Raw genomic sequence first — 3382 nt, forward strand, 5'->3', positions numbered from 1 at the left:
AGGAGATGTCTATCCCGATTCTCACTCTAAATTTCTTCAAAGTGAAGATAGCTACCTTTTGCTCAGCCTTTCTTCCCAGAAAGCTACCATGACGGTAGAAATTAAAGATCATGATGGTAAGGTGCTAGACCGAACGGAGTGGGTTAAAAGGCGGATTTAAAAAATTCAGAAATTGATTTTGTTTGTGTATATATTATCTTTTCGGAGGTTCAAATAAAAACTACTCCCCTTAAAATGCATAAAGCTCGACCACAAATTATTGAAGAAATTTTCGCTCCTTCCAAACAAAAGTTTATAGAGCATCTAGCGATTCCTGATAATCACAGAATCATTTTCTCCGGCAGATTCGGCATCGGGAAAACTACCTTTCTCAAACATTACTTTTCTAAAGAAACACAAGACGCTAACATACATGATAGTAGCACAGTCTATAAGCACTTACATTTATACCCTGTTAACTACCAAGTTGGAGAGAACGCGGATGTATTTGAGTATCTGAAATATGACATTCTGACTAGATTACTAATCGAACCAAGTATTAAGATTGATATTGAACGAATCAAGCCTAATACGGCACTTCCTTTCCTTTTGCTGAATAACTTAGATGAACTGTTTAGTCCCATTTTACATGTTGCCGAAACAATTACTTCAGCGGCTACAGGAATTAAAGGAGTAGCAGCAGCATACGATAAAATCATAAAGTTCAAAAATAGGATCAAAGAAGAATATGAGAAAGTAAAGCCTAGTGACCATGACGAAGTAGTAAGATATTTGAGCCAGCATCATGTTACTAAAGGCTCTATATATGAACGGGATTTCTATTCAATCCTTATAGCTGATCTCATAGACACTTGGACAACACCAGAGGAAGAAGGTAAAGGAAAACCAAAAGACTCTAAAAGTAGTGATTTAGAAAGTGTATTGATTATTGATGACTTAGATAGAATAGACCCTCATCATACTTTTAGGCTATTCAATATATTTTCAGCCCACTTCGATCAAGACCCTGAAGAAGAACAAGTAAATAAGTTTGGTTTTGATAAAATCATTTTTGTTTGCGACATAGATAATATCCGCGGTCTATTTTCTCATTTCTACGGAACGTCAGTTAGCTTTAGTGGCTACATAGATAAGTTTTATAGTAAGATTCCTTTTTACTTCAATCCGACCCAAGAGATTATTGAAAGTATTACCAAATTTCCGTCTGCACAGTTTAGATTCCAGAATTTTGGTGGAAGAAAAGAAGACGATGAGCGCCTAAATGAATATTATCAAGAGAAAGTAAGTGAATTGAGGTCACTTTTTAATGATCTACTTTCGTATGTTATTCAAGCGAATGGAGTGAGTACTAGAAATCTCGTAAAAGTAAAGGAGAATAAAATTAGTATCTCAGCAAAACCAATACTTAGAATAAGTGGGAAACTATATGGCGAGGTACATCTTTTAATATTTCTTATAGTCAAGCTACTCCTTAACTATGTAGGTACAATGCAAGAAGTTATTCATCTGCTAAGAAGGTGTGAGCAACTTGCCCTATCTAACTCTAAACTACTTTCCGACATAAGAGATGGTATTATAAGGCATTCAATTGTATACCTAGGAATCGATACTCAAGAAGTTAATGGGGATAATGAAACATATCATAAGTATCATATGGACGATGGCACTACTTTTTACTTTAAATGGAATACTCCTATTCATCATGATACATTTGTAGATGTAAATATTCAAAAGATAGAATCGCTTGAAGGTACAGAAATACCATATAAACAAATTAACCCGTTCACCCTATTGATTCTTGCAGTTCAAAAAATCAGCAATGATACGAGATCATAATTAAAAGTGAGACGTACTGGATTCGAACCAGTGACCTCTGCCCTGTCAAGGCAGCGCTCTAAACCAACTGTGCTAACGTCCCAAAAAAAATGCAAAAGCCGAAATATGAAAGTAGTGAAATATTTTTCTCATTTCACATTTCATATCTCATATCTCATATTTTAATAAGCTATGCCCCCTGATTTTGCTGCTCCTCAAATACACGATCAATTAACTTTAAAGCTTCTTCCAAAATGGTATCCCGGCCAGCCTCTCGATCCTCATCGGTAATATCCACTCGGACATCGGGGGCTACCCCATCTTCAATGTTTTCTCCGGCTACGGTCGTAGTCACGGTAGAAGAGAAACGATAGGTCCAGCCATTCGGCAATTCACGATTAATAGGAAGACCACCCCCACCGCCGGTGCTATCGCCCATTACCCGAACATTGGGGAAGTTCTTCATAATCTGCACAAAGAAGTTAGTAGCACTGTAGCAAGAACGATTGGTCAGCACCACTACCGGACCGTTGTACTGAAAATCTCCTTCGGGTTCAATATACTTTTTAACCGGATCAGTAAAATCATTATGGCCGGGTCCATCTTTATAAAGCCAATTTTGTACGTGGCGGCGTTCATCGGCAAAGCGGCTGGCTAGGGTATTAGCATTGTTTAAACTACCGCCGCCATTGTCTCGCACATCAATAATTAGTCCTTTGAAAATAAGCGTATCGTCATTACCGGTTATTCGGCTGGCATACAGAGTCACTAAATAATCGGCAATTGATTCGCTGAAGTCGTCTTCAAAGCTCTCGTAGTAGATGTAACCAACCGAGTCAATAGACCGATGAAGGAAAGGCCCGGTAATTTCGTAATTGTCGCCTAAATAGTTTCGCTCAATGGTGGTAAAATCAAAGTTCTGCGGAAAGTCTAAATACCAATCCCAGTTGCGGGACAGATCGAATCCTGCTTGTAGATTTACGTGCCCATCGCGCAATACAAACAGCATATCAGCTAGCACATTGAATAGTGAATCGCGACGCATCCCGTTTTCTACCCGGGGGCGGTTGGCTTCGTACACGGCATCCCAGTCAATTCCTTTAAAACTGAAGAAAGAATAATTTTCGTCTACGGTCGTCCACATCGAGTTGAAGACATCTACCGCATTATCATCATATTCATCACGAATGAAGGCTTCCTCACAAGAAGCAAAGGTCAGTAGACCCAATAAGACAATTAGAATTCCATTAATTAACTTCATCATGCTAAAAATTAAACATGGTTCCGATGGTAATATTATGCGAAGCCGCTTGCACCAACCGGGGTTCGCTGTAGCGTACGTAATTCCACTCGTAGCTTAGGCGCAGCCGATTACGATTAGATAGAAAGTACTCTAAAGACCAAGTATTGCTGTAGCGAAAAAACTTGTTCAAGCTGGTAAGAGAGCCGCTCTCAAAAAATTGAGCAACTGGTTCTTCCCGTTCATCATCCAAAAATCCTGGCAGACGAGTAGTACCGTAAGATGGGCGCACCGCAAAGGTTAGCAGCGGTAAATACGCTGAATACG

Annotated in this window: 3 protein-coding genes and 1 tRNA gene; 1 reads left to right on the plus strand and 3 read right to left on the minus strand. The window is 39.1% G+C overall.

Annotation, left to right across the window (positions count from 1 at the left end):
- Positions 1 to 234 precede the first annotated feature (234 nt).
- Complete coding sequence (locus WBA23_RS25680) at positions 235 to 1836, plus strand: P-loop NTPase fold protein (RefSeq protein WP_424585135.1); 1602 nt, start codon at positions 235 to 237, stop codon at positions 1834 to 1836.
- Between the two features lie 7 nt (positions 1837 to 1843).
- On the opposite strand, the gene WBA23_RS25685 is transcribed toward WBA23_RS25680, so the two are convergent.
- From WBA23_RS25685 to WBA23_RS25695, 3 genes are all read right to left on the minus strand, one after another.
- Positions 1844 to 1918: transfer RNA gene (locus WBA23_RS25685), tRNA-Val, on the minus strand.
- A gap of 87 nt (positions 1919 to 2005) precedes the next feature.
- Complete coding sequence (locus tag WBA23_RS25690) at positions 2006 to 3079, minus strand: S41 family peptidase (RefSeq protein WP_424585136.1); 1074 nt, start codon at positions 3077 to 3079, stop codon at positions 2006 to 2008.
- A 1-nt stretch (position 3080) separates the two neighbouring features.
- A partial coding sequence (locus WBA23_RS25695) for a hypothetical protein (RefSeq protein WP_424585137.1) occupies positions 3081 to 3382 on the minus strand: 302 nt, incomplete at its 5' end.

Source organism: Tunicatimonas sp., from assembly GCF_049647865.1.
Taxonomy (GTDB): domain Bacteria; phylum Bacteroidota; class Bacteroidia; order Cytophagales; family Cyclobacteriaceae; genus Tunicatimonas.